Source organism: Marinobacter sp. CH_CUG1437-1 (assembly GCF_037029655.1).
In the GTDB taxonomy this organism is placed as follows: domain Bacteria; phylum Pseudomonadota; class Gammaproteobacteria; order Pseudomonadales; family Oleiphilaceae; genus Marinobacter; species Marinobacter salsuginis.
In genome coordinates, this window is the sequence record NZ_JAYMEW010000002.1 from 267171 (window position 1) to 293388 (window position 26218).

The following is a 26218-nucleotide window of genomic DNA, read 5'->3' on the forward strand; positions in this document are numbered from 1 at the left end:
CTCTCTAATCAGGAGGCGAGACTGTCCAGTGCTTCACGCATCGGGTGGAGCAGATCCGTCAATGCCCGCTTGAGCTGGTCGGTATCTGCCTGATTTCTGGCTATTGTATCGACCAGGACACTGCCAACAATTACACCATCGGATACCCGACCCACGGCGGCAGCCGTTTCCGCATCGCGAATGCCGAAGCCGACACCCACGGGAAGCGCGGTCAGCTCGTGAATATGATTCACTTTCTGAGCGACCTCATCCACGTTGATGGTGGCGGAACCTGTCACACCCTTGATAGAAACATAGTACACATAACCGGATGAGTGCTCACTGATTGCACGGATCCGGTCATCGGTCGTGGTCGGTGCGAGCAAGAAGATGGCGTCGAGATTTCGCTGGGTAAACAGCGGGGCAACCTCGTCAGCCTCCTCTGGCGGCAGGTCCACGGTCAGGATCCCATCCACGCCGGCCTCCTTGGCGGCGTCGGCAAATTGCTCGTAGCCCATGGCTTCCATCGGATTCAGGTAACCCATCAGAACCACCGGGGTCGCATCATCCGTCTTGCGAAACTCCTTGACCATGGCAATCACCTGTCGCAAGGAGGTGCCATGAACCAATGCCCGCTCGCAGGCCAGCTGTATAACCGGCCCGTCCGCCATCGGGTCGGAGAAAGGAACACCGAGCTCGATAATATCGGCACCTGCTTTCACCAGCGTATGCATCAGATCAACCGTGACATCGGGATGAGGGTCACCGGCGGTAATGTAGGGAATAAGTGCCTTGCGACCCTGTCCTTTCAGGGCCTTGAGGACCCCTTCAATTCGGCTCATGCCTGCTCCTGTTAATTCTTCAGATCTCGATGCCTTCAAGCTTGGCAACAGTGTTGATGTCCTTGTCTCCGCGGCCGGAAACGTTGATCACGACGGTCTGGTCTTTGTCCATGGTCGCAGCCAGTTTGATGGCGTATGCGACAGCGTGAGCCGTTTCCAGAGCAGGCATGATGCCTTCCACACGGGTCAGCTTCCGGAATCCCTCCATGGCTTCATCATCAGTGACTGACACATAGCTTGCCCTGCCGATATCCTTCAACCAGCTGTGCTCTGGCCCCACACCCGGATAGTCGAGACCGGCGCTCACTGAATGCGTGCCCGCAATCTGGCCGTTCTCGTCTTCCATCAGGTAGGTTCTGTTGCCATGGAGCACGCCCGGGCGACCGGCGCACAGGGGCGCTGCGTGCTTGCCGGTATCAATACCAAGGCCACCCGCTTCAACACCATAGATTTTGACTGACTCGTCAGCGAGGAACGGATAGAACATCCCGATTGCGTTCGAGCCACCACCCACACAGGCCACCAGCGCGTCCGGCAGTTTCCCGGTTTTCTCCAGTGCCTGGCGGCGGGTTTCACGACCGATCACGGACTGGAAATCCCGGACCAGCAGAGGATAAGGATGCGGGCCTGCAACGGTGCCGATGATGTAGAAGGTATCGTCCACATTGGCCACCCAATCACGCATGGCGTCGTTCATGGCATCTTTCAGGGTTTTGGTGCCACTTTCCACGGCATGCACGGTTGCACCCAGAAGTTTCATACGGAACACGTTCAGGGACTGGCGCTGGACATCTTCCGCACCCATAAACACATGACACTCCAGACCCAGACGAGCACAGACCGTGGCAGTGGCAACACCGTGCTGGCCGGCGCCGGTTTCAGCGATGATCCGCTTTTTGCCGAGAAAGCTTGCAAGCAGGGCCTGGCCGATGGTGTTGTTCACCTTGTGAGCGCCCGTGTGACAGAGATCTTCGCGCTTCAGCCAGATCTGGGCGCCACCGGTTTCACGGCTAAGACGTTCGGCGAAATACAGCGGCGTTGGCCGACCAACATAATCGGCGAGCTCTTTGTCGAACCGCGCCTGGAATTCCGGATCCTTCTTCAGGCGGGCATATTCTTTCTCGAGGGTCATCAGGGAATCCATCAGGGTCTCGGAAACAAATCGCCCACCAAAGGCCCCGAAGTGACCCCGCGCGTCCGGCAGTGCGCTCAGCATTTCTTCAGTCAGTTTTACAGACACGGTGAACCTCTTTAATGAAATGAGAAATTTTCTGGATGTCCTTGATACCTTTGCCCTGCTCAACACCGCCACTGACATCCACAGCCCAGGGTTTCACCTGCTCTACAGCGGCAGATACGTTATCAGATGACAACCCACCGGCCAATACGATCGGGAGTGGCCGATGGTCGGGAATCAGGTCCCAGTTGAACGACATTCCTGTTCCGCCATACCGGTCAGGATCCCAGGCGTCTACCAGCAAACCAGAAGCATTCCGGAACTCGTCAAACGCGGCTTCTATCTGGCCGGCCTCACGAACCCGAATAGCCTTGATCCAACGGCGTCCAAAGCCGCCACAAAACCCGGCCTCTTCGTCGCCATGGAACTGCAGCAAGTCTAGCGGCACCTGTTCCAGAACACTCTCGACAAACTGCTGGCTGGGGTTTACGAATAGCCCCACGACCGACACAAACGCCGGAACGCGTTTTGCCAGTTCCACGGCCTGCTCCACAGTCACGGACCGGGGGCTGGGCTCATAGAACACCAGGCCCAGGGCGTCGGCGCCGGATTGAACAGCACCATCAATATCCTCGGGACGGGTGAGGCCGCAAATCTTAACCCTTGTACTCATTGGCTCGGAACCCGCTGTTTGACATGGATGTGCGTTGGTGTGACCGGGCTATTTTCGGCTTTGGTGAACCATGGCCGCAGGAAACCCGGCCCACATTCTGCTGCTGGTATCCCGAGCTCTTCCGGATAGCCAACATCGACCAGATACAAACCATGGGGAGGCGCAGTTACACCCGCAGCTGTCCGGTCCCGGGCAACCAGTATCTCATGAATCCATTCCGGCTGCTCTTTTCCCGAACCAACCGCCATGAGCGCACCGGCAATGTTCCGAACCATGTGGTGCAAAAAGGCATTGGCCTGCACGTCTATTACGACAAAGTCCTGTTTCCGGGTTACCGTAATTCGCTCAAGAAACCGAATGGGCGTTCGGGATTGGCAGCCGGCGGCCCGGAAGGAGGAGAAATCATGTTCCCCGGCCAGTACCTGCGCCGCATCATGCATGCGCTCCGCGTTGAGGGAACGGAATGTCCAGCTTACCTGCCCTCTCTGAATTCCAGGGCGCACGGGGTGGTTATAAATGATGTAGCGGTAACGCCGATAGGTGGCAGAAAACCGCGCATGAAAATCGCCAATGCCATTTCCGGCCCAATGAACAGAAATGTCTTCGGGTAATGCAGTATTGATTCCCATAACCCAGGAACGGAGATTACGCACAGACGGGGTATCAAAATGGGCAATCTGATAGCTGGCATGGACGCCGGCATCGGTTCGTCCCGCGCACACAAGTTCGACCGGATGATCGGCAACCTTCGCTACGGCCTTCGTCAGCTCCGCTTCCACCGAACGGACGCCGGATTTCTGCAACTGCCAACCATGAAAGCCTCGCCCATCATATTCAAATGCGAGGGCGACACGCCCTGCTCCGATGGCATTATCCGTAGTCAGTTGCTGGGTTTCGAGAAACAAGTGTGAATCCGGAAAGAGTGTTGCTGTAAAAACAAAACGCCGGCTTGTTGCCGGGTGTTTACCCGGCAGCCGGCGCTTGCTGCCTGTCAGATCCGATTATAACGAATCAGGACAGATTTTTAAGGAGGTCCTGCGCCTCCGCTTTCTGATCTTCGTTTCCTTCCAGTGCAACTTCCTCAAGGATATCGCGGGCTCCGTCAGCATCGCCCATCTCGATGTATGCCCGTGCAAGATCGAGTTTGGTGGCCGCCTCGTCGGTGCCTGCGAGGAAATCAAAGTCATCTTCGTCACCGAGCTCGCTTTCTTCAATATCGGCGGTCTGTGCTTTACCTGATCCATCAGAAACTTCATCGGAAGCCACCGGCAGATCCAGGTCTTCTTCCGAAGTTGCCTCGTCACTTGCCGCGGCGTCAGATTCTTCCAGTTCCTCGGTGATACCCTGCTGTTCGAGTTCCTCGGCACCCTCTACAGATTGCTCTGGATTGGCTTCGTCCGCATCGCCCTCACCAAGGGCATCTTCAAGACCAAGCTCTTCGTCGAGAGACGCTTCTTCAGTTTCCTCAGGATTGGCCGAATCTGCAGAGTCGGAGAACTCCTCCATCAGGGCCAGATCTTCGTCAGAGACATCAAGCTCAAGATCGTCCAGCGAAGATTCTTCAATCTCGCTGCCGCCGAGCTCGTCTTCTTCGCCGGCGACCTTGTCCAGTTCGGCGTCCAGTTCATCCAGGAAGGATTCGTCCAGTGAATCAATGTCCGCCTCAGCATCCGACTCTGCAAGCTCTTCAGTCGACGCTTCCGGCTCGGTCGTTGATTGCTCCTCAGACAGATCGCTATCGGCAAGATCACCCTCTTCGAGATCCAGGCTCAGGTCTTCTTCGGATTCACCAAGCCCCTGTTCTGCAACAGATGACTCTTCAGTACTCTCGTCGAACTCGGAAGACAGGTCCCAATCACCGGATTCTTCCAGTTCCGAGGCGTCTTCAGCCACAGCCTTTTCTTCATCAGACTCCAGTTCGAGGCCAGACAGATCGTATTCGATCATGTCGTCGGGGCTCTCTTCCTTACCGCCTTCAGCCTCTTCACCTTCGGAAGCCTCGGCAGTCTCCTGCTCGTCGAATTCATTCAGCTCGAAATCGGAAAGGTCAGTCTCGGATAGATCAGAGTCGAAGTCACCGAATTCATTCTCGACAGGCTCTTCGCGCTCGGAATCGAATTGATCCGCAAGAAGCTCTTCGGATTCCGGCTTATCCTGCGTTTCTTCCGGCTCTTCACCAGTGTCTTCCGAGTCGTAAGAGGTTGCGAAGGAATCCGAACGCAATTGCGATTCGAGATCATCGATGCTGGGCATCGACTCGGCTTCCTCCAACCGGGCCCGCAGTTCGTTGGCACTTGTCAGCGCCTCGTCGTCTTCCAACGCCTCAATCTCACCGAACTGCTTCTCAAAGGAATCGCGGTCCTGAGTGTCTGCATAGACACCCAGAAGCTTCAGGCGCAGATCAGTACGGCTGGGCTCGCGAGAGATTGCAGTCTCCAGGGTTTGCGCCGCCTGATCATGCTGGCCATAGGCTATGTAGGAATCCGCCTCTGCAAGGGCGTCGCCTGCGGCCGATTCCTGATCCTCCTCATCCAGGCTCAGGTCGAACGAGTCAGCTCCCTCGTCAGCTTCACTGTTGAGCTGCTCATAAAACGCCTTTTCCCGGTTTGCATTGCGACGGGCAAGCAACAGAAGCAGCAGTAGAAGAAGAATCAGACCGCCACCCAGGGCAATCTGATACATCGGATTACCTGTAATGGCATCGATGACGTTACCCGGGAAGCCCTTATCAGCCGCGGGTGCCTGGGGTGCTGGTTTGGGTGCAGGCTCCTGTGCCTGATCTGGCTCCGACGCAGCTGGCGCTGCAGCAGCGGTTTCCTCAACGGGTTCATCAGCTTCCGCACTAGCCGGCTCTTCTGCACCTGCCATCGCTGACTCTTCCGGAGCTTCGCCAGCCTCCGCAATTGCCTGCTCATCAGTTCCTTCACCCGGCTCAGCCATGGTGCTGGTTTCATCAGCCATGGCATCAGACTCAGCCATTTCTGCAGGTTCGGCAGAGCCTTCGGAATCTTCTGCGTCACCATCCGTCATGTCGGCATCAACGGCTACGGACGCTTCTCCTTCAGGAACCTCGTCTGCTGCTTCGGTACCTTCCGGAGCCATCGCTTCGTCTGCCGCCGAATCCGCAACCTCACCTTCAAGTGACTCTGCCGGCTCAGTAGGTTCGGCGCCGGTTGCCTGCTGCATTTCAGCAAGCTGAGTGTTCTTCAGCTCAAGCAGCCGCTGGAGGGTCTGAACCTGATCCTGAAGATCCTCCACACGGCTGTTCAGCTCGTCATTTTCGCGACGAGCGCTTTCAAGCTCTTCCATTGCGACTGCTGTGCCCACATCAACGCCGCCGGGCAGTTCGCTGTCACCGCCCGCAGAGCCACTTTCGCTCGACTCGGTGCCGGTTTCCTCGGAGACCACCAGTTTCAGTTCATCGCCACCGGAAGCAGCCTCTTGCTGAGCTGAAGGTTCTGGTTGCCGCTGAGCGGTTGCGTCCACCGTACGCTGGGGAGCCTGGAATGCTTCATTCTGCTGGGCAACCAGACGGGTCGCCTCAGCACGAGTCCGGCTCTGGATCTGATCGAGAGAGGGCACTCGCAGGACTTCACCGCGCTTCAGGCGGTTAATGTTATTACCAATGAAAGCGTCTGGATTGAGGTCCTGGATTGCCAGCATGACCTGCTGCATGGAAACGCTATTGTCAGGACGCACCTGGGAAGCGATGGTCCAGAGAGTGTCCGAAGCACCTGTGGGCCCGAAGGTATTGGCCTGATATCCGGTGCTGAGGGAGCGCTCGGCCTGTTGCTGACGACGCACTGACTCGGCACTGCGGGTGGTGCTCGGCTGACTGGTTGCCCGAGTCGTAGTCACTGTTGGAGTACTGACCTGCTCCTGCACGCCAGACTCTTCCGCGTAGACGGGCGGATCCACAAGCACCGCGTATTCCCGCATTAACCGGCCGCTTGGCCAGGTCAATTCAAGCAGGAAGTTCAGGTACGGCTCCCTGAGTGGTTCCCGGGAGGAGACATTGACAATGAGACTGCCATCGTTGCCGGTTACCACCTGGAAACGAAGCTTGCTGAGAAACTGGTTGCGATCCAGCCCCACCCGCTCGTATGCCTGTTCCGAAGCAATGTTGACGAACACGTCCGCTGGATTGACGCCACGGCTTTGGGGCAGAACAATTTCTGCATCCAGTGGCTCGTTCAGATAGGACTGAAGTTCAATTTCACCCAGCCCCAGGGCCTGTGCGACGCCGGATCCGAGCCCTCCCGCCAGAGCCAGGGCAACCGCAAGCTTGCGTACCTTCATGCTTTTTCCTTTCCAGTCTCCGTTATTCGTTACTGCTCTCTTTCAAACAGAATCGGACGAGGTTGGATGACTTCCGTCTGGATCATTCTCGTTATTATGTGTTCTTTTTAATTTTCAGTCCGGCAAGTATTGTTGATAAAACCTCTTTTATCAATCAATCAGCCGCAATCCTTGTACCATTTTTTTATCAATCGCGCGGAACTACCTAGCGCTCTTGAAAATAACAGGGGCGGAGGCTGAAATCAGCCTCCGCCCCATTACCGGTTCACTGAAACCGGACACAGTTGGCATTTATTGCCTCTGTGTAACAATTTTTAACGCTCCTGAAGGATCCGGAGCATCCGACGCAGTGGCTCAGCAGCACCCCAAAGCAACTGATCGCCCACGGTGAACGCAGAAATGTATTCCGGTCCCATGGTCAGTTTACGGATGCGGCCAATCGGCACGCTCAATGTGCCTGTCACCTTCGCCGGGGTCAGTTCCTCGATGGTCGCATCGCGATCATTGGGAATGACCTTCACCCAGTCGTTCGCTTTGGCAAGGATCGATTCGATTTCAGAAACCGGCAGATCCTTCTTGAGCTTGATGGTCAGCGCCTGGCTGTGGGAGCGCATCGCGCCGATCCGCACACAGATACCATCAATGGGAATCGGGTTATCGGAGCGACCAAGAATCTTGTTGGTCTCAACACCCGCTTTCCACTCTTCCTTGCTCATTCCGTTGTCGAGCTGCTTGTCGATAAACGGAATCAGGCTGCCCGCCAGGGGCACCTGGAAGTGCTCGGTCGGGAAACCATCCGAACGCATGGTTTCGGTTACCTTGCGGTCGATCTCCAGAATCGCGGAGGACGGATCATCCAGCTCGGATTTCACGCTTTGATTGAGCTCGCCCATCTGGTTCAGCAGCTCGCGCATATTCTGTGCGCCAGATCCGGAAGCCGCCTGGTAGGTCATGGGTGAGACCCACTCAATCAGATCCTGCTCCAGCAGGCCACCAAGGGCGAGCATCATAAGGCTCACGGTGCAGTTGCCACCGATGTAATCCTTGACGCCTTTCTCAAGGGCGGCATCAATCACGTTACGGTTGACCGGATCCAGAACAATCACGGAATGGTCGACCATCCGGAGCGTGGAGGCTGCATCTATCCAGTAGCCTTCCCAACCGGCGTCCCGCAGCTTCTGATAAACCGCACCGGTGTAGTCGCCACCCTGACAGGTCACGATCACATCCATGGTTTTCAGAATCTCGACGTCAAAAGCGTCCTGAAGAGGCGGAACGCCTTCCTTACCTACGTCCGGTGCAGGCTTGCCAGCCTGGGAAGTGGTGAAAAACACCGGTTCGATGTCGGCGAAATCGTTTTCTTCACGCATGCGCTGCATGAGGACCGAGCCCACCATGCCACGCCAACCTACAAGTCCAACTCGCTTCATGTGCGATCTTTAGACCTCGTTTTATGCCCGCCCTCTACCTTTATCGCTGGCAGGGACAGGATGGATGATCCCGCGGCAACTGCGTCCCGTTGCCGTCGGGTCTCAAATACACTGGCCGGGGCCTCGGCTTTACAGCGCTGCCAGAACCGCCTCACCCATTTCCCGGGTGGAGACCTTCTTCGCGCCCTCGGACATGATGTCCGCAGTACGCAGCCCCTGATCCAGAACCTTGCTGACCGCCGCTTCAATAGCTTCAGCGGCTTTTTCCTCATTCAGACTGTACCGCAGCATCATGGCGGCACTGAGGATAGTGGCCAGCGGATTGGCAATACCCTGGCCGGCAATATCCGGCGCAGACCCGTGGCAGGGCTCATACATACCCTGCTTTTCCGAGTTCAGCGACGCCGATGGCAACATGCCAATGGAGCCGGTGAGCATAGCCGCTTCGTCGGAGAGAATATCACCAAACATGTTTCCAGTCACAATCACATCGAACTGCTTGGGTGCGCGGACCAGTTGCATGGCGGCATTGTCCACATACATATGAGACAGCTCGACATCCGGATATTCCCGGCGCAAATCGTTCATGATTTCGCGCCACAGAACAGTTACTTCCAGCACGTTGGCCTTGTCCACAGAGCACAGTTTCTTGCCCCTCTGCTGGGCGGCCTCAAAGGCAACGCGACCAATACGACGAATTTCCGATTCGGTGTAGGCGTAAGTGTTGTAGCCCTGGCGTTCACCGCTCTCAAGCTCACGCACGCCACGAGGCTGACCGAAATAGATTCCACCGGTCAGTTCGCGGACGATCATGATATCCAGACCGGAAACAACCTCGGGCTTCAGGGAGGAGGCAGAGGCCAGCTGCGGATAAAGAATGGCCGGGCGCAGATTGGCGAAGAGCTCAAGGTTGGAGCGCAGGCCCAACAGGCCTTTTTCGGGGCGCTTAGCCATCGGCAGGCTGTCCCACTGGGGGCCGCCAACAGCGCCCAATAGAATCGCATCGGCCCTGGTTGCCTTCTCAAGGGTTTCATCCGGCAGCGGCGTGTCGGCCTCATCAATCGCCGCGCCGCCCACGAGGCCGGACTCGAAGCTCAGACCCAGATTGAACTGATCGTTAATCTTATGAAGTACCTTCTCCGCTTCGGCAACGATTTCCGGACCGATACCGTCGCCTGGGAGCATCAGGATTGTTCTGGACATGTTGTTTCCTTGTTCTATTCCTCAATGTCGGATTACGCCACCGGCTAATCCGACCTACGTTTTCGGGTATTCCTGCGAGATGACAGGTAGGTCGGATTAGCGCCAGCGTAATCCGACACTAAGATCAGCTGCCAGCGCCAAATAACCAGGGCGCCGTCTTCCGGCGGCTTTCCTCGTAAGATCGGATCAACTCCGCATCTTCCAGAGTGACCCCAATGTCGTCGAGGCCGTTCAGCAGGCAATGACGACGAAAATCATCCACCTCAAACGTGAAGGTTTCCCCGGCCGGTGTGGTCACGGTTTTAGCTTCCAAATCGACCGCCAGTTGATAGCCTTCACTCTGTTCGACTTCCTTGAACAGTTGGTCGACCACATCCTCAGGAAGAACAATGGGTAACAGACCATTCTTAAAACAGTTATTATAGAAAATATCGGCAAAACTCGGGGCGATGATCACCCGGAAACCGAAATCTTCCAACGCCCACGGCGCGTGCTCGCGGCTCGACCCACAGCCAAAGTTACGCCGCGCCAACAGTACACTGGCGTTCTTGTACCGATCCTGATTCAGGACAAAATCAGGATTGATCGGTCGAGTGGAACAATCCTGGTCCGGCTTGCCCTCATCCATATATCGCAGTTCATCAAACAGGTTCGGACCAAAGCCGGTGCGCTTGATGGACTTCAGAAACTGCTTCGGAATAATCATGTCCGTATCCACATTGGAACGGTCCATGGGGGCGACGACGCCCTGATGTTGCTTGAATGCGCGCATGGTTCTCTCCTGTGGATCAGTTCATCAGCTCACGGACATCAACGAAATGCCCGGTTACCGCGGCAGCGGCAGCCATCGCCGGGCTTACCAGGTGGGTTCGCCCACCGAAGCCCTGCCGACCCTCGAAGTTCCGGTTAGAGGTAGAGGCACAATGCTCACCCTGCCCCAGCTTGTCGGCATTCATGGCCAGACACATGGAGCAGCCCGGATCACGCCATTCCAGTCCGGCTTCGATAAAGATCTTGTCCAGCCCTTCCTGCTCCGCCTGGGCTTTTACCAGCCCGGACCCCGGCACCACCATGGCCTGTTTCAGGATCGGAGAGACCTTGCGGCCTTTGACCACGGCGGCTGCCTCGCGCAGGTCTTCAATCCGGCTGTTGGTACAGGAGCCGATAAACACCCGGTCCAGCTTGATGTCAGTAATTGCCATATTGGGCTGCAAACCCATGTACTTGAGGGCGCGAACAATGCCTTCCCGCTTGATCGGATCGGCTTCCTGCTCCGGATCAGGCACCTTGCCATCGATTCCTGCCACCATTTCCGGTGACGTACCCCAGCTCACCTGCGGCTGGATTTCCGAGCCTTCCAGCTCGACAACCTTGTCGAAGACCGCATCGCTGTCGCTGTGCAGGGTGCGCCAGTACTCAACCGCAGCATCCCATTGCTCACCCTTGGGCCCGAATGGACGATTGCGGACATACTCAATGGTGGTGTCATCAACCGCGACCATACCAACCCGTGCACCGGCCTCGATGGACATGTTGCAGATGGTCATCCGCCCTTCCATGCTCAGCCCCTGAATGGCCTCGCCGCCGAATTCGATGGCGTAACCAGTGCCGCCGGCAGTTCCGATCTTGCCTATGATGGCCAGCACGACATCCTTGCCGGTAACGCCAGGCCCCAGCTTGCCGTTCACCTTCACCAGCATGTTCTTCATCTTTTTCTGGACGAGACACTGGGTGGCCAGCACATGCTCAACCTCACTGGTACCAATACCATGAGCCAGGCAACCAAAGGCGCCGTGGGTAGAGGTGTGGGAATCGCCACAAACGATGCTCATCCCTGGCAGGGTTGCACCCTGTTCGGGCCCGATCACGTGCACAATGCCCTGGCGCTGGTCCTTGATCTTGAACTCAAGAATTCCGAACTCGTCGCAGTTCTTGTCCAGCGTTTCCACCTGAATTCGGGAAACCGGGTCTACAATGCCCTCGACACCGCGGTCGCGATCCGTGGTGGGCACGTTATGGTCCGGCGTCGCAATGTTGGCATCGATCCGCCATGGCTTCCGTCCAGCCAGCCGCAGGCCTTCAAATGCCTGAGGTGATGTCACTTCGTGCAGCAACTGGCGATCGATGTAAATCAACGCCGAGCCGTCATCGCGCTGTTTGACGAGATGATCGTCCCACAATTTGTCGTATAAGGTCTTGCCCGCCATGGTTCTCTCTCACTCTCTGGGGGTTTCTGGTTCTAAAGTTTGATGCTGATATCTTACCGCCTGAAGCCGGATAACCTCAATTCATGTTTTTTATCTTTGGCATCCTTTTTGGTTATACTTCGGTGAAGGTCCCGGGTTGGGACAGCACTTTCAAAACACGCCTACAAGCACATCCATGTGGGCTCGAATCGGGCCATCCCTGGCCCTCCACGGTTTTGAAAGTGCTGTCCCAACCCGCTCCCCAGACAATTGAGCAGCCCGCAATAATGCCGGGGGCGCCTGGTGGGGCGAACCTCCCAAAACCGTGGAGCGCCAGGGATGGCGCGACCGAGCCCTACAGGGATGTATTTACGGGCGTGTTTTGGGAGGTTTGCCACTCCAGGCAACCTGCTCCCAAGCCCCAGGCCAGAGGACCCTTCCGTGGACTCAAACGCATTAAAAGCTTTTCTGACAATCGTCGACCAGGGCTCCTTCTCAGAAGCCGCAGAAACCCTGCACCTGACACAGCCGGCCATCTCCAAACGCCTGGCGGCACTGGAAAACCAGCTTGGCACCAGCCTAATCGACCGGAGCCACCGACAGATTCGGCTGACCGATGCTGGTAGCCGGCTGCTGCCGCATGCGCGTCGAATACTGGATGAAATCCACAATGCCCGGGTAGCGTTATCGCCGGACTCCGAACAGGTGGAGGGTGAACTTCAGATTATCGCCAGCCACCACATCGGCCTGCACCATTTGCCGAACTGGCTCCGACGGTTCAAGCGGGAATACCCTCAGGTGTCCATCAACCTGCAATTCATGGAATCCGACGCCGCCTATGAACAGATGCGAAAACGCAACGCCGAGCTCGCGTTTGTGACACTCAGCGACAGCATGCAACCCAGTTTTCATGTTTTCGCCCAATGGCCAGACCAGATGGTATTCGTGGCCGGTGCTGAGCATCCTCTGGCGTCACTAAAGCGCCCGGGACTGTCAGATCTCGCAGGCCACCCTGCACTTTTACCGGACACCAGCACCGCAACATACCGGGTGGTCAGCCGGCTGTTTCTGGAAGCGAATCTACACCTGAATCCGCAGATGCCAACCAACTACCTGGAAACCATCAAAATGATGACCAGCGTTGGCCTGGGCTGGAGTGTTCTTCCCCTGCGCATGGTTGATGACAGCCTGAGGGTGCTTGAGGTGGGCAAGCGAGTTTCGAGGGTGCTTGGTGGAATTGGTCTCTCCGGGCGGCAGCTCAGCAACGCTGCCCGGGCACTGGTGGAAATAGTTCAGGAAGAAGAGAATGCCTGAACTTCAACCCTCACCAGGCCCGGGTGGCGGCCGCAGGCCTCGCCAAGTGATCACGATTGCAATTGCCATGGCGGCAGCACCACCCCAAAAGGCCGCCGAGGTGCTGAAGCCATCCACCAGAAACCCCGACAGCCAGGCACCCAGTGCGCCGCCAGCTCCAAACGTCAGGCCGCTGTAAAGGGCCTGCCCCTGGCCGTGATGATGCTTGCCGAAAAAGCCCTGGATGTACTGAACCGAAATCGCATGCAATGCGCCATAAGACGCCGCATGCAGCAGCTGTGCGAACAGCAGCACGACAACAACGTCGGTGACCTCGGCAATCAAAATCCAGCGGATCATAGTTAATGTCAGAGCGCCAACCGCAATCTGGCGCACCGTAAAAATGCGAGTTAGCCGATGCATCACCAGAAACAGCGCAATCTCTGCAAAAACACCCAGAGACCACAACAGACCGATCGACAGTTTGCTGTATCCGTGCTGTTCCAGATGAATGCTGAAGAAGGTGTAATAAGCACCATGGGATACCTGCAGGAGGAAGTTCATTAAAAAGAAGGTCACCACCGCCGGGTGCGTGACGATGGCTTTCAGGCTTCCCTTCGGTGCCGGCGGCTTTCGCTCGCCCCGCTCGGCCGGCACCAGGAAGGCTGACACCGCAATGCCCGCAAATACCGGCAGCAAAAGCCAAGGCAGGTTCTGAATCGGCACCATTTCCAACAATCCGCCAACCAGAGCTACCGCTCCGATAAACCCCACCGAGCCCCAAAGCCGAACCCGCCCGTATTTTTCCTTCTGCTCACCCAGGGTTCGCAGGGTGATCACCTCATACAGCGGCAGAATGGCATTCCAGAAAAACGTGAACGCCAGCATCACCAGCAGCAACCCAAAGAACCCCGGTTCCATAAACACACCGGCGAAGAACAACGAACCGGTGATGGCGCCGAACCGGACGAGACGAACCCGTTGTCCGGTTTTATCTCCTAACCAGCCCCAGACACTGGGTGCAATAATTTTGGTTAGCTGGATCGTCGCCATCAGGGTGGCGATCTGGAGATAGGAAAATCCCTGGCCTTCGAGGTAAAGGGACCAGTATGGCAGGAGCCCACCAAGGAGAGCGAAGAACCAGAAATAGAGGTTGGAAAGGCGCCAGTAGATAACGAAACCTCTTATAGGGTTTTGTCGGATTACGCCTTTGGCTAATCCGACCTACATCGACCGTAACCGAGCCATCAGAGGAGATTAGGAGGGCATCGATATAGTCTGGCTGGTGTGGCGGGATTGATTGCCCAAAAATGTGGAGCGCCAGGGACGGCGCGACCAAGCCCTACAGGGACGTATTTACGGGCGTTTTTTGGGTAATCAATCCCGCTACACCAGCTCCACCAAATATCAGAGTCAGAGCCAGAGTCAGAGCTGACCAATCACCGGCGTAGAAACAGACACGTCGGCGTTCTGCCCACGGTGTCGCAGATAATGGTCCATCAACACAATGGCCATCATCGCTTCGGCGATGGGCGTTGCCCGGATACCAACACAGGGATCATGCCGCCCGGTGGTGATCACTTCACAGGGATCGCCGTTCACATCAATACCCCGCCCCGGCAACCGCAGACTCGATGTGGGCTTAAGCGCAATACTGGCCACAATGGGCTGGCCCGATGAAATGCCGCCCAGCACACCACCCGCATTGTTCGAGAGGAAGCCTTCGGGCGTCATCTCATCCCGGTGCTCGGTGCCCTTTTGCTCAATACAATCAAATCCAGCGCCAATCTCCACGCCCTTCACAGCATTGATACTCATGAGTGCATGGGCCAGATCCGCATCCAGACGATCAAAAATCGGCTCACCAAGCCCTGGCGGCACGCCCTCGGCAACCACGTTAATACGGGCACCGATGGAATCCCCCTCCTTACGGAGTGCATCCATGTAGGCTTCCATCTCGGCAACCTTGTCCGTATCCGGGCAGAAAAACGGGTTCTGATGAACCTGCTCCCAATCCAGCTTTTCGGCCTTGATTGGGCCCAGTTGAGACAGATAACCGCGAATCCGGATTCCCAGGCGTTGCTCCAGGAATTTCCTTGCAACCGCGCCGGCAGCCACACGCATGGCAGTCTCACGGGCGGAAGAACGACCACCACCGCGGTAATCCCGAACTCCGTACTTGTGCATGTAGGTATAGTCGGCGTGAGCCGGTCGGAACTGTTCGGAGATCTTGGAATAATCCTTGGAACGCTGGTCGGTATTCTCGATCATCAGACCGATCGGAGTGCCTGTGGTCTTACCCTCAAAAACACCGGAGAGAATTCTCACCTCATCCGCTTCCCGACGCTGGGTGGTATGCCTGGAGGTGCCAGGCTTGCGGCGATCAAGATCCCGCTGCATATCTGCCTCAGAGAGCTCGAGCCCGGGAGGACAGCCATCAATAATGCACCCCAATGCAGGCCCGTGGCTTTCGCCGAATGAGGTGACCGTAAACAGTTTTCCGAAAGAATTTCCCGACATAATTCAGTATCTTGTTCAGCTTTATTGAGAATTCAGATTAACTGGATGCCTGCCAATGACGCAGATCCGGTTCGGTAATCAGAAAGACGCCATCACCGCCATTCTCGAACTCCAACCAGGTCAGCGGAAGATCAGGATAGGCCTCATCCATTGCCGCCCAGCTGTTACCAACCTCAACAACCAGAAGTCCACCAGGGGTAAGATGGTCAGCCGCACCGGCAATAATACGGTGGGCGATATCCAGCCCATCTTCGCCTGCGGCAAGGCCGAGTTCCGGCTCATGGCGGTATTCATCCGGCATGCCGGACAAATCTTCCGCATCAACATAAGGCGGATTGCTTACGATGATATCGTAACGGCCCTTTATATTTTCAAAGACATCCGACTGTACGGTACGAACCCGTTCCCGGACTCCGTGCAGTTCAATATTCGATTCTGCTACCTCCAGCGCATCTGCGGAGATGTCCGAGAGGTCCACTTCCGCTTCGATGAAAACGGACGCAGCACCAATGCCAATACAGCCGCTTCCCGTACAGAGATCGAGGATCCGTTCAACCGGCTTATCCGCCAGCCAGGGCTGAAAACCGTTTTCAATCAGCTCACCAATCGGAGAGCGCGGCACCAGTACCCTTTGGTCCACATGGAACGGCATGCCCATGAACCAGGCCTCTCCCAACAGGTAGGCCAATGGCACTCGTTCGTTTACCCGGCGGTCAATCCTCTCCAGAATCAACTCTCGCTCTTCGCGGGTCAGGCGGGCATCCAGGAACAGGGTGTTGTTTTCCAGAGGGAGATGCAGGCTACGCATGACCAGCTGAACAGCCTCATCCCAGACGTTGTCCGTTCCGTGGCCGAAAAACAGAGGCGAAGCGGCAAACTTTGAGGAGGCGTAGCGAAGGTAATCCCGAACGCTGTGAAGGTCGTCAATGGGGATGGTCACAAACATAAATCCTGTGCGAGAGCGTGTCAGCGCAGGATTATACGCTGTTTATCCGCCCAACTGCAGCCCACGCGCAACGGCTGTCGCCAATTGCCTCAGATCGCCATCGGGCCGGAGCTGTTACGGCTTTCCTCGTACCGATCCAGGGCAGCTGCCATTCGCTCCCTGCCCAGTTGAATCAATTCCGGCGCTTTGTGGTAATCATAGCTCCGACAGGCATTCTTGGGGATATTGACCAGCAAATCGGGTGGGTATCCGGCAATTTTGTACTGCACCAACGCACTCTGCATCGTCTCGATGGTGAGGTTCATCACATCAAATTTCCCAATGCCAAGCTTGTCCCAATCGATGGTTTCGTGCTCTTCCTGACTCTTCTTGTCAGTTGGTTTCTTGTCGTGCTGCTTCTGATGTTCTTTCTTATGCACCGCTCGGCTGATTTTCTCTTCAGGGCTGTCGCCGTTGTCCGGCTTTCGGGCCGTCAGGGATTTCAGGGTGTCCCAGTCGAACCAACGCGATGCTTTCTCGCGGATCGTATCCACCCACTCGTCCATGTCCGTGTGATCATCCCCCGCGGGCGCGAATGCGGCGTCCGGAATTCGCCGTCTACGGTCATCCTCGCCGCTGAGGTTAACCGCCACGATCATATCGGCGTGGGACGATATGGTTGGGATGATCGGCAGCGGATTGAGCAAGGCCCCGTCAACAAGCACCCGGCCGTTCAGAACCAGCGGCGTGACAACGCTTGGAATAGCCACTGAGGCGCGAATGGCCTGATCCAACGGGCCTTCCTGGAACCAGATTTCCTTGTGGGCAAGCAGATCGGTGGCAACAGCGGTAAAAGCGATAGGCAGGTTCTCGATCCGGGTGTCGCCCAGCATTTCCCTGACCACCGAAAAGATCTTCTCTCCGCGAATAGCACCAACAGAATTGAAAGTAACGTCCAGCAGTTTCAGGACATCAAACTGGCCCAATCCCGTGACCCAGTCCTTGTAATCCTGCATCTTGCCGGCCCCGAACATGCCGCCTATCAATGCGCCCATGGAGCAGCCAGAGATGGCAACAATGTCGTAGCCACGCTCTACCAGAATTTCTATGGCACCGATATGGGCATACCCACGGGCGCCGCCACTTCCCAGCGTCAGGGCGACGGTCTTGCGAGGCTTGTTTCGGTCATCCCCTTTTTCAGGATTGGCCGGTGCATGTGTGGAAGAAACATCCGAACTTTTGAGGACCTTGGAAACATTGTCCTGAGGATCGTGCTCTGGGGGCTTGTCCTTCTGCTCTTTGTCGTCGTCCTTTGTTGGGCCCATGACCATTACCTCGTAATCACTATCACTTCTACCCGATCGCCCTGCCTGTCTGGATCACTGAAGACACCTGCCGGGCCAACCACGATGATCTCCTGCTGGTTGCGTGAAACACCTGTCTTCGAAAGCACCTCCGCAAGCGACTCTGTGGCCAGACGGGCACGCTCCATCGACTCAGCGAACGATTCATCGGTTTCCAGTACAGAATAGCCCACCAGGACAACCACTGTACCCTCTTCACGGGCCAGGTCGGTCACCCGTCTGCGGTCCGTTGCCTGCCAGTCAAACCGATAAGTCACACCACCTTGCCAGGGAACAATGATCGGCCCCTCAACTCGACTGGTCCCAATGCCAAATCCCGGAATCGTAGCTCCGGATTCCACCTTCAGGTGTTCCACCCAGACATACTCCCGCAAGTTGCCCCGGGTAACCGTATAAACCAGGGTCAGCCAGCGAGAGCCATCCTCCGCAACGGTGCCGGCAACCAGATAATCCTGCGTCGCATCACGCCCATAGAGAACGGCCTGGTTGAAGATCTGGTTTGCCCAGACGTTGCTTCGTCCACACCGGATGCTGGAACACTCGAAAAGAATCTGGGCATTCCTCTGCCGCAACAGGCCCAGATAATGGTCCCGCGCCTCTTCCCGACTGGAGTCCCGGGCAATCCGATACAGGCGCCCTTCGCCAGTGACAGGTAGCCGAGCCAGGGATTCGGAGCGGATTTCGTTATTGATCTCTCTTACAGGGCTGAACAAGACCAGATGCCCCGAGGATTGAATCCGGACGGTGCCCTCAAGCGTCGATTGCGGATACGCCTCGGGCATATCTTCTGGCGCAGCCTGTGAGACATTCGAAAACGCCAAGAAACCGAGAGTTAGAACAAGAAAACGTTTGAACAGTAATTTCAGCAAGCGATTACTCATTTTCCAGGAATTGTCTGATGGCTGTTACAACCGGACCGGTCTCGCCATCAAGATGGCAGTGGTGACCCCCGGGTACTTTCACAATCTGGAGGTGCGCAATGGCTTCCGCACGTTTGTCCAGGTCCTTTCTGTACGACAAAAGCCCCTGATCGGCTCTGACAAAAAGCACCCGGGTGTCTATCGCTGCCAGCGAGGCCAACACCTGATCTTCGGTCATCATCAGCGGCGAGGGGTGTCGCAGCCGGGGATCGGTCTGCCAGACGTAACCATCTCCCTCAGGTTTCATATTACGTGGAATCAGGGTCAGCGCAGCTTCGGGGCTGAGCGGACTCAATCCGCCCTCGCGGGCTTTGGCTGCAGTGGCGATATCCGGGTATACAACCTGCTTTCCCGAGCCTGCAATGCGTTTTTTGATGGCCTTGCGCAGCTGGGGAATGGTCTCTTTGACCGGCCGACTGAGGGCACCCAGGCTATCGATCATCACCAGATTCTGAACCCGTTCCGGGAACGCTGCCGCATACAGGGCGCCAACAATTCCGCCAAGCGAGTGACCAACTATGTTGATCCTGCCATCCGGAGTTTCCTGGAAATAGCGCTCAACCAGTTCAGCCAGATCGGCGACATAATCCATCAAGAGATAACTCTGGCCTTCCGGGCGGTGTCCGGAATGGCCATGCCCGGCGAAATCCAGGGCGTAAACCGGCCCAAGGGATGTCAGTTCCGGTGCCAGCTTTACGAAGGTAAGACTGTTGTCGAGCCAGCCATGCAGCATGAGGATAGGAGTATTGTCATGACTCTCTGGCTCGGAGGGCCAACTGAGACCGGCCAGGGTGATGTGCCGGAGTTTCCAGGCAGACTCACGGACTGCCGGAGTAGTTCCCTGAGTGTCGCTAGGCTCTGGCTGGCTGCCGGAAGCCTCCGTGGGAATCACCATATCGTTCATCCGACCCCCGCCTTCACATTGTGTGGGTTGGGCGATCGGAACTCAGCGAGCCTGCCAGATAGGATTCAATCTTGGTCCGGGCCGTTTCATCGTCACCATTGAACTGGACACCGATGCCCGCTGCGCGGTTACCCTGGGCCCCCTTGGGCGTTATCCATATGACCTTGCCGGCAACCGGGATCTTTTCAGGCTCGTCCATCAGGTTAAGAAGCAGAAACACCTCGTCGCCCAGTTGATACTGCTTCTGGGTCGGGATAAACAGACCACCCTGGCGGATATAAGGCATGTATGCGGCATAGAGCACTGCCTTGTCCTTGATTGTCAGGGTAAGTATGCCACTGCGCGCGCCAAATCCTGGCCCCATAACTGACACCTTTCTCTAAGATCGTATTGAACGTTTTCGGGATCTGAAAATCCCTTTCATTCCGGAATCATAGCAGCTGTTGCCCCGAAAGGGGCAATCTTGCAGGCAATGATCACCTATGCCGCAGGGCGTTTGACTGGCATCAGCTTTTGCCAGGCAATCAGAAGCCGACTTGCTTCCAGCTCCGGGCTGGCGTTGTACACACCCGCTGCCCTTGAATCCTTTACCATATCGAGCAATTCATGGGCCCGCCAGGCAGGTGTGGTTCTGGCAAGGAAGCCGAGCATATCAGCGGCTTCGGTATCCTGGGCACTTCCGCCAGCTATCAGGCGGGCAAGGTCGACGGCCCAGGTCTCAAACAACCACAGGGTATCCTCCAGCCCCATCGACTTGAACGCCTTGGCGGCCTCGCCTACTGAAATCCGGTTTTTCATGAACTCCTTGAAGCGCTCCAGAGCCGTATCGCGAAGGCCAATAAAATCACCGGTAGCATAGTCGAGGGCCAGCCTCGGCGCGTTCCCGGCGAGCATCAGGGCTTTTGCCAGCACCTCCGCAGAGGGCTGGTCGTCTTCTGGCAGATCCCGCACGCGGCTGGCGAGCCATTGATTAGCTTCCTTGTTGCCCGGCACAGGAACAGTCAACGTCTGGCAACGGGAACGTATCGTAGGCAGGACAGGACGCCCGCTCTCCTGCAACAGGATCAGAGTGACATCGGGCAGCGGTTCTTCAAGGGTCTTGAGCAACGCATTCGCCGCGTTGATATTCAATTGGTCCGCCCGATCAATGATCGCCACCTTGTGATGGGACACCTGCGGAGAGGCCACTGCAAAAGACGAAAGCGCCCTCACCTGATCAACCTTCACCATTCGGGATTTTTCAGGCGCATAAACCCGGATATCAGGGTGGCTGGCAGCCGCCAGAAGTTCACACTGCTTACAGTGCTCACAGGCAACCGGCTTACCCGCATCACTATTCACAGGCTTTTCACACAACAACAGTCCGCCAACAGCCTCGGCCCAGGCCCGCTTACCGATTCCCCGCTCCCCCACAATGATCAGGGCGTGCGGAAGTCGATCTTCCGCTACACGGCTTTGCACGGTTTGCCAGGCGCGGGTTAGCCACGGCATATCTTGGGCAATGTCAGTCACTGGATTTTCCTGTCCGAGTCCTGGATCTGCGCAGCTGGCGCTTCCGCAGTTGGCGCTTCATAGTGGCGAGCAGACGGCGCATTCGCTTTACCTGTTCACCGCCGTTTTCGTCTTTACCAGCGCCATAGTAATGGCTGTTGACCATACGGGCAAAAAGCCTGGCCGAATCTGCCGCGGCCGGTTCTGCTTTCGCCAGTCGTGACGCCAGCACCGATGGCGTTTCACCATGGCGAACGGGCACCCCGGCGCTGGCGCACAGCCGATGCCAGGTATCGACCACTCTCCGAAACGCGTCACGCCGTTCTCCCCGGCGCATCTGGAGCGCCGAAATCAACCCGGCAATCAACAAGCCGGCGCCAACGATACCTGCTGTCATGTACCCCAGCTCCCGCATGCCGAACCCGCCGGGTAACCGAGACATAAAATCCATCTGAGTCTGGCCCTGGTAACCGACAACCCAGCGCTGCCACTGGTAGTTGATGCGATCCAGCTGCAGGCTTGCCCATTGCACCAGGGCTACATCGGCGTACCGCTGGGGCGAGGCCCAGTTGTCTTCCAGGAAAGAACCCTCTTCGGCAACGGCATCCCGAAGACCAGACTCAATCCGGTCCGGCGCAATGGCCGCTGTAGGATCGACCCTCACCCAACCTCGCCCATCAATATAAGCTTCAACCCAGGCGTGGGCGTCGTACTGGCGCACGATCAGGTAATCGCCGCCGGCCCCGCTTTCTCCACCCTGGTAACCGACCACAACTCGCGAGGGAATCCCCGCAGCCCGAAGTACGAACGTGGTGGCGCCTGCGTAGTGGGCGCAAAAGCCCCGTTTTTCGTCGAACAACAGGGAATCAATGCCGTCATCTGGCATGGCAGGTGGTCTAAGCGTGTAGAAATATTCCTGTTCACGGAATCGTTGCAGGAGAGTCCTGACGACCTGTTCATCACCCATCGTACGGCGAAGCTCACCGGCCAATTCCCGGGCCCTGGGGTTGCCTTCCGCCGGCAACTGAAGGTACTGCCGCAATTGGGTAGGGCTTTGCTGCTCAGGGGATGAACCCTCTTCCTCCAACGCCAACCGGTAACGAACCGGGCTGTCAGCTGGCCGCCGAAACCGGAAAAGGTCAGCCATGCCCTCGAAGACGTTATCCGAGACTGCACGTGAGTTTTCAAGTGCAAAGGCCCAACGTTGATCGGTTGGCTCCAGAAGGACGTCATACTGATTCGATTCCAGGTCTCCTATCCCGCCATCAACCGCTACGCGGCCGAGAGGACGAAAACCCTCTCGCTGCCCCTGGCGCCAGGTCTCTCCATCCAGATAGTCGAGAATAAGGCCGCGCCAGTATCGGTCGCGATAGGCGGGCATTTCGCCTCCAAACGTTACCCGGAAAGCCCGTTCACTGCTCTGGGCCAGATTGGAAATGTCGCCGGGTCTCATGGTGTCGCTGATACCGGTGCGGGCCTCACCCGAAACCAGCGGAACGCTCCACAGCGGGGACATTCGGGGAAAAAAGACAAACAATAGAATGACGATCGGCAATGTCTTCAGGAACATACCGCCCAATCTGCGCCAACCAGAGGTCATTCCCTTCGGGAGTTCCGGTGCGTTCAGCACCTGCAACCCGACAAGCAGCAGCGCTATCCCCGTGAAGTTGACCAATGCCCAGAGAATCTCCTGGTGGAACAGGAAATTCACGGAAGCCAGATAGGTGAGAATAAAGAACAGGACATAGAAGTCCCTTACCGAACGGGTTTCCAGCCATTTGAGGCCCACTGCCAGCACAAAAAACGAAGCGGCGGTATCCACCGTAAACCGCCCCTGTACCGTTGCGACATAGACACCAATCAGCACAAGCATAATGCCTGTGCGCAGCAAACGACCGGGAAGCCGCACACGCCCATACTGTGCAAGCCACCGCCAGGCCGCCAGTACTGCACAGGCGGCAATCAGCCATAGGGGCAAACGGTCCCATTGGGGCAACAGAAGCAAACCAAAACCGGCAATCAGCCAGAGCAGAGCTCTGGCGGGCAAATTGTTCCCGCTAATGTCGCCTGATTCTTTGCCTCGCAGGCGGTCCAGAAAACTCAAGCCTGCACCTCCGAAACCCATTGGGTTGCCCTATCCTTACCCTTCCTCCGCGTTCCATGGGGCTCGGCCATCGTATCCCTTGGCCGCTCCTCGCCCCAGGTCGCCAATACCCGGAGACACCGGGCCACATGGGCCGGGCCAGAGTCCGGCTCGATGATCTGGCCCGGGAGGTTCAGCCCGAACCGCACGCCAGTACGCCCTCGCTCATTCACCAGAAACGCCAGGTAACTCAGCCGCAATTCATGGTCTGCTCCGGGGTAGGCGTTAAAATCCAGCCAGTAGGGACTGCCCTGTTCGCCCTCCCAGTCGGCGACCACCATTTGCCCGGTTCGTGCGAATCGTTTCCAGAGCACCCGCTGGCTGAGATCGCCCTCCCGCCAGGGCCTTATATCGGCGTGATCGTTGCCTTCGACAGATCTTGCCTCGGCAGACTCATCGCCATCCGCGACCGTGCTGAATGCCTCTGGCGCCGCAATCGGCCTCGGAAATACGACAGCGGCGGACACTGGCCGAAGCCAGGACCAGGCCTTCAGCAGGCCGAACGGAAACCGGGTCTCAATTCGAACCCGATCAGGACGCAAATAGCCCCGATGAGCGGAATGAACCGGCAGAGTGACATCCTGCGCCTCGCCTGAATGGACGTGCACTGGAGCAAGTCCCGATTCTTCGCACGAGAGAAGGATGGCAATCGCGTCATCCCGCCCTGCCTTCAAGCGTAGCCGGAAGGGAATATCATCGCCAGCAAAGCCCTCTCCTGGCTGAATCAGGGTGAGCTCAAGGCCGGACAAATTTCGATGGGTCTGATGCATGGCGCCGACAAACACAGCGCCCAATAAAAAGGTGCTCAAGTAGATAAGGCTGTTTTGGTAATTTATTCCGGTCAGCAACATGATGACCAGCAAAAGGCCAAATACCAAGCCGGCGCCGGTAGGTAGGATAAAAATGTTTTTCTGACTGAAGGTCTGAAGATCGGACCGCGGAATGCGGCGGTTGATCCAGCGACGAAATCGGTTTGTGAACGGCTTTTTCATGGTGTCACTGAGGCCCTGGGATGCCGAAAAAGTTCATGGTATTCGAGCATGTTTTTGCTGTGATTAGTAACAGTACCGAAAAATCGACGATTTTGATCACAATCCCGGACCTTCCAGCTTGAATTCCTGTCCTACAAACCGAATACTCGCTTCAGGGAGCGTATTTTTTATACAAAAGGGGCCAGACTATGAAACGCCGACACCTGCTCACCACCGCCATCAGCGGTCTGGTTGTTGCTTTACCTGCCTTTGGTGGCGTTCAGACCATGACCTCGGACGAGATGGTGGAAACCTATGTTAAGGATTCCGCCGTTATCGTTGTGCCCAAGGAGCGGAAGAAATCTGACGCCGATCGGCAACGTATTCTGCGCTCACTCACGATCTCCCCTGGCGAACCAGTCCTGTCCGAAGCGGAAGAGGAAGCCTACCGGGACGCACTACAGCGGTATATTGACGAGGGCAAAACCGATGCCCTGGAAAGCGCAGAAGAGGAATTTCTCCGGCGCGCCCTGCTCCTGCCCCAGGAAGAACTGGCCCGGGCTCAGCCGCCTGCCGAGTTTACGCCAACGATTCCACCAATCATTTTTGGGCAGCAGGCACAGATTCCGGAAGAGCCTTTCACACAGACGTTTCTTAACGATCAACTGGGAATTGGCTTTGATGGCCAGAATCTGAACTTCAGTATTGGTAACCCGCCGGGAATTGACCAGATACAGATTCCGCAGGCTATCAATGAAGGACCGATTACCTTAACGCCGCGTCCAGGTGGCGGGTTCGATCTTTCTATTGCGGTGCCGGATCAGTAACGCAGAGTAAGTTGATTCGATTTGAAAACGGCAGCCCGGAATGGCTGCCGTTTTTTTGTTGGCTCGGGTTTTCTTTTGGCCAATAAAAACGCCCCGCGAAGCGGGGCGTTTCACCAACTTGGATTTTAGGTCAGATTAATGACCGTAGACAGCCAATTTGGTATCAGAGATGTGGAGGTTATCGATACCGATAGTACCGATGTTGGTTCCACCAATGCGGGTTTGCGCAATGTTTACGTCCATCAAAACATCATCGATATCTACCCGTAATACTTCTGTCTTCGGATTAGCCTGGCCCGTAGCGGCGTACAAGCTGTCACCTTTATAGACATCAAGACGGGCAATAGCGAAGCCAGCGGCAGCAAGTCCCCTCATACGAGCGTCCTGAGCTACGCCAGCGGCATCAGTTGCGTCTGCTTTGTTGAGAACAGTGAAATCAATCGTGTCGCCATCAGCCGCGGCACCTCTGATTTCCATGCCAGTGATGCCCACTGCGAGGAAATCAACTTCGAAATCCATTTGACGCACATCGAAAGCGACGTCCAGTTGCAGCGTACCAGTGTTTGCGTAGCCGGCCACATCGTCGGTATCAACACGAATATCCAAGGCGCCCAAAAGTCCCCAGGCTTTCATGTCAGAAACAAGGGTGGTGTTCTCGCCACCTGTTCCGCGAAGTGACATAGAGTCAACACTGACACCCCAGTCGATAGGAACTGGCTGGCCGTTGTTTTCATCGAGAGAAGCTACATGAATAACCGCATCACCATCACTCTCTACGTCGATTTCAATAGCCAAGCGATCCAAGAGATTACCGGCTGTCGGCGCATTAGAGGCAGACGCTAAACCGCTGGCAGTCGAACCACCCAACTCAATACCACTGACAGCAAAGGTACCATCGTCAGTATATGTAAACTCACCGATAGAAACGCGAGTTTCCAGTTCGATGGTCACACCGGCCTGACCGGTTACGTTTCCCATAGCTGAGTCGTCAAGTGCTTTCAAATCCGCGTTGGCCGCGAATGGCGCAGCCGCGATAGCTGTCGCAAGTGCAAGTTTATTCAGGCCTTTCAT

At 56.5% G+C, this 26218-nt stretch carries 22 protein-coding genes; 2 read left to right on the top strand and 20 right to left on the bottom strand.

Translation table 11 applies throughout. From position 1 onward, the window contains the following. Positions 1 to 8: 8 nt before the first annotated feature. The 9 genes from trpA to leuC form a co-directional block, all read right to left on the bottom strand. Positions 9 to 821 carry a tryptophan synthase subunit alpha gene (trpA, locus tag WA411_RS06650; RefSeq protein ID WP_069183540.1) on the bottom strand — a complete coding sequence of 271 codons (813 nt, stop codon included), beginning with the start codon at positions 819 to 821 and terminating at the stop codon, positions 9 to 11. 19 nt (positions 822 to 840) lie between these two features. Beyond that, positions 841 to 2049: a tryptophan synthase subunit beta gene (gene trpB / locus WA411_RS06655; RefSeq protein WP_370686078.1), complete on the bottom strand. Its 1209-nt coding sequence runs from the start codon at positions 2047 to 2049 to the stop codon at positions 841 to 843. Then, complete coding sequence (locus tag WA411_RS06660) at positions 2042 to 2671, bottom strand: phosphoribosylanthranilate isomerase (protein WP_291908820.1); 630 nt, start codon at positions 2669 to 2671, stop codon at positions 2042 to 2044. The genes trpB and WA411_RS06660 overlap by 8 nt, the downstream gene beginning before the upstream one ends. Further along, positions 2668 to 3576, bottom strand: coding sequence for a tRNA pseudouridine(38-40) synthase TruA (truA, locus tag WA411_RS06665; RefSeq protein ID WP_291908818.1), 909 nt, complete (start codon positions 3574 to 3576; stop codon positions 2668 to 2670). Before truA ends, WA411_RS06660 begins: the two co-directional genes overlap by 4 nt. Before the next feature lie 106 nt (positions 3577 to 3682). Beyond that, positions 3683 to 6970 (bottom strand): FimV/HubP family polar landmark protein, encoded by a 3288-nt coding sequence (locus WA411_RS06670; protein ID WP_291908815.1) that lies wholly within the window; start codon positions 6968 to 6970, stop codon positions 3683 to 3685. A 314-nt stretch (positions 6971 to 7284) separates the two neighbouring features. Next, positions 7285 to 8400 carry an aspartate-semialdehyde dehydrogenase gene (asd, locus tag WA411_RS06675; RefSeq protein ID WP_069183535.1) on the bottom strand — a complete coding sequence of 372 codons (1116 nt, stop codon included), beginning with the start codon at positions 8398 to 8400 and terminating at the stop codon, positions 7285 to 7287. 129 nt (positions 8401 to 8529) lie between these two features. Further along, entirely contained in the window at positions 8530 to 9603 is a 1074-nt protein-coding gene (gene leuB / locus WA411_RS06680; RefSeq protein ID WP_069183534.1) for a 3-isopropylmalate dehydrogenase, read from the bottom strand. A gap of 124 nt (positions 9604 to 9727) precedes the next feature. Further along, positions 9728 to 10375: a 3-isopropylmalate dehydratase small subunit gene (gene leuD, locus WA411_RS06685; protein ID WP_291908807.1), complete on the bottom strand. Its 648-nt coding sequence runs from the start codon at positions 10373 to 10375 to the stop codon at positions 9728 to 9730. 16 nt (positions 10376 to 10391) lie between these two features. After that, positions 10392 to 11810, bottom strand: coding sequence for a 3-isopropylmalate dehydratase large subunit (gene leuC / locus WA411_RS06690; protein WP_291908804.1), 1419 nt, complete (start codon positions 11808 to 11810; stop codon positions 10392 to 10394). A gap of 420 nt (positions 11811 to 12230) precedes the next feature. Here leuC and WA411_RS06695 point away from each other — a divergent pair, with 420 nt between their 5' ends. Next, positions 12231 to 13103 carry a LysR family transcriptional regulator gene (locus WA411_RS06695; protein WP_291908801.1) on the top strand — a complete coding sequence of 291 codons (873 nt, stop codon included), beginning with the start codon at positions 12231 to 12233 and terminating at the stop codon, positions 13101 to 13103. A 3-nt stretch (positions 13104 to 13106) separates the two neighbouring features. Here WA411_RS06695 and WA411_RS06700 read toward each other — a convergent pair whose 3' ends face one another. The 10 genes from WA411_RS06700 to WA411_RS06745 form a co-directional block, all read right to left on the bottom strand. After that, on the bottom strand, positions 13107 to 14285 hold the full coding sequence (locus tag WA411_RS06700) for an MFS transporter (protein WP_336064779.1): 1179 nt from the start codon (positions 14283 to 14285) through the stop codon (positions 13107 to 13109). Between the two features lie 222 nt (positions 14286 to 14507). Beyond that, positions 14508 to 15602: a chorismate synthase gene (gene aroC / locus WA411_RS06705; RefSeq protein ID WP_291910176.1), complete on the bottom strand. Its 1095-nt coding sequence runs from the start codon at positions 15600 to 15602 to the stop codon at positions 14508 to 14510. Between the two features lie 37 nt (positions 15603 to 15639). Continuing rightward, positions 15640 to 16542, bottom strand: a complete 903-nt coding sequence (gene prmB, locus WA411_RS06710) for a 50S ribosomal protein L3 N(5)-glutamine methyltransferase (protein ID WP_291910178.1) — start codon at positions 16540 to 16542, stop codon at positions 15640 to 15642. A 95-nt stretch (positions 16543 to 16637) separates the two neighbouring features. Next, positions 16638 to 17852, bottom strand: a complete 1215-nt coding sequence (locus WA411_RS06715; RefSeq protein WP_291910180.1) for a patatin-like phospholipase family protein — start codon at positions 17850 to 17852, stop codon at positions 16638 to 16640. Positions 17853 to 17857: 5 nt separating this feature from the next. Continuing rightward, positions 17858 to 18673 (bottom strand): DUF4892 domain-containing protein, encoded by an 816-nt coding sequence (locus tag WA411_RS06720; RefSeq protein ID WP_291910181.1) that lies wholly within the window; start codon positions 18671 to 18673, stop codon positions 17858 to 17860. Positions 18674 to 18764: 91 nt separating this feature from the next. Next, complete coding sequence (locus WA411_RS06725) at positions 18765 to 19715, bottom strand: alpha/beta fold hydrolase (RefSeq protein WP_291910183.1); 951 nt, start codon at positions 19713 to 19715, stop codon at positions 18765 to 18767. A 13-nt stretch (positions 19716 to 19728) separates the two neighbouring features. Next, positions 19729 to 20079 (bottom strand): PilZ domain-containing protein, encoded by a 351-nt coding sequence (locus WA411_RS06730; RefSeq protein WP_008171779.1) that lies wholly within the window; start codon positions 20077 to 20079, stop codon positions 19729 to 19731. A gap of 116 nt (positions 20080 to 20195) precedes the next feature. Next, complete coding sequence (locus WA411_RS06735; protein WP_291910203.1) at positions 20196 to 21227, bottom strand: DNA polymerase III subunit delta'; 1032 nt, start codon at positions 21225 to 21227, stop codon at positions 20196 to 20198. Beyond that, positions 21220 to 23331, bottom strand: coding sequence for a transglutaminase TgpA family protein (locus WA411_RS06740; RefSeq protein ID WP_291910205.1), 2112 nt, complete (start codon positions 23329 to 23331; stop codon positions 21220 to 21222). The genes WA411_RS06735 and WA411_RS06740 overlap by 8 nt, the downstream gene beginning before the upstream one ends. Continuing rightward, the gene (locus tag WA411_RS06745; RefSeq protein ID WP_291910207.1) at positions 23307 to 24341 is read right to left on the bottom strand and encodes a DUF58 domain-containing protein; all 1035 of its coding nucleotides are present in this window, start codon (positions 24339 to 24341) and stop codon (positions 23307 to 23309) included. Before WA411_RS06745 ends, WA411_RS06740 begins: the two co-directional genes overlap by 25 nt. Positions 24342 to 24529: 188 nt before the next feature. On the opposite strand from WA411_RS06745, the gene WA411_RS06750 reads away from it, so the two are divergent. Next, a complete protein-coding gene (locus WA411_RS06750) occupies positions 24530 to 25147 on the top strand; it encodes a hypothetical protein (RefSeq protein ID WP_291910209.1) in 618 nt (205 codons plus the stop codon). A gap of 135 nt (positions 25148 to 25282) precedes the next feature. Here WA411_RS06750 and WA411_RS06755 read toward each other — a convergent pair whose 3' ends face one another. Beyond that, positions 25283 to 26218 carry a DUF6160 family protein gene (locus WA411_RS06755; RefSeq protein WP_153637389.1) on the bottom strand — a complete coding sequence of 312 codons (936 nt, stop codon included), beginning with the start codon at positions 26216 to 26218 and terminating at the stop codon, positions 25283 to 25285.